Origin of the sequence: Cedecea sp. NFIX57 (assembly GCF_900177785.1) — a bacterium.
Classification (GTDB): Bacteria; Pseudomonadota; Gammaproteobacteria; order Enterobacterales; family Enterobacteriaceae; genus Cedecea; species Cedecea neteri_C.
Genome location: NZ_FXAS01000127.1, coordinates 1 through 1,272 on the forward strand (window position 1 = coordinate 1; position 1,272 = coordinate 1,272).

At 64.2% G+C, this 1,272-nt stretch carries 2 protein-coding genes; both read left to right on the top strand.

Annotated elements, in window-relative coordinates:
* A partial coding sequence (locus B9Y90_RS26200) for a DUF935 domain-containing protein (protein ID WP_139827528.1) occupies positions 1 to 1,074 on the top strand: 1,074 nt, incomplete at its 5' end.
* Positions 1,075 to 1,087: 13 nt separating this feature from the next.
* A partial coding sequence (locus B9Y90_RS26205) for a phage head morphogenesis protein (RefSeq protein ID WP_441302672.1) occupies positions 1,088 to 1,272 on the top strand: 185 nt, incomplete at its 3' end.

A 1,272-nucleotide genomic window follows, 5' to 3' on the forward strand; every position in this document is an offset into this window, starting at 1 on the left:
CATGATGATATCCGGCTGAACACCGGCACCAGTGCCGACGGCGAGCCGCTGTGGGAAACCGGCTGGATAGTCCACCGGCACCGGGCAAAATCCGGGTCTGTCGCCCAGAGCGGTCTGTTTCGGGTGCTGGTCTGGTCTTATCTGTTCAAGAACCTTTCTGCCCGTGACTGGGCGCAGTTTCTCAATCTCTACGGCCTGCCGTTCCGCATCGGGAAATACGACGCCTCCATGGATGAGAAAGCCCGCAGCCGATTGCTGCAGGGCATCCGCATGATGGCCCGTAACGGCGGGGGCATCATCCCCAAAGAGGCCGAGATTGAGCTGAAAGTCCCTGCGCCCGGTCAGAGTTCGCCATTTTTTGCCATGGTGGACTGGTGCGAGAAAGTGCAGTCAAAAGCCATCCTCGGTGGGACGCTCACCAGCCAGGCAGACGGCGAAACGTCCACCAACGCGCTGGGCAATGTCCATAACGAAGTCCGGCACGACCTGCTGGCAGGCGACGCACGCATGGTGGCGGAGACGCTGACCGCGCAGCTCCTTCGCCCCCTGCTGGTCCTCAACGGTCGCTACGATGCGGCCCGCATGCCGCGCCTGGAGTTTGATACCCGCGAGCCGGTTGACCTGGAGAAGCTGGTAAAAATTGTCTCCGGGGCGCAGGCCATCGGGGCGGCCATCAGCCAGGAATGGTTCGCTGACCGCAGCGGTATTCCGGTGCCCGGCGAGGGTCAGGTGGTGCTGAAGCCGCTCTCCGTGCAGTCTCCGGCCGGGGAGGCCACGCTGTCGGCCGCCATGCAGCTGCGGCTGGCCGCGCTCTCGGTGCCGCAGGCATCCTCTGATGCTGTTCAGCAGCAGCTGGACGCTGCCCCGCTGGCGCTGGCCGCGCAGGCAAATCAGGCGGCGGAGGCGATGCTGCGCCCGCTGCTGGAGAAAATCCGGGCTACCTCGTCGCCGGATGCGGTGTACGCGCTGCTGGCAGAAGCGTACCCGGACCTTCAGGACGGCTCCCTGCAGGAGCTGGTCGGTCAGGCCGTGTTTGTGGCCGATGTGATGGGCCAGAGCCATGCCGGGGATTAATGCCGGGTTCGCCATGACCCTGAAGCCGGAGGCGGCCATCCGGTATTTTGAGGGCAAACATCTGACGCCGACCTTCAGCTGGAAGGACCTGGAGGATGAGGCACACGCCGTGCAGTTCACCGTCGCCGGTATTCTGAAGCTCGATGTGCTGAACGATATCCACCAGGGGCTCACGCAGGCGATGGCGAACGGCACCAC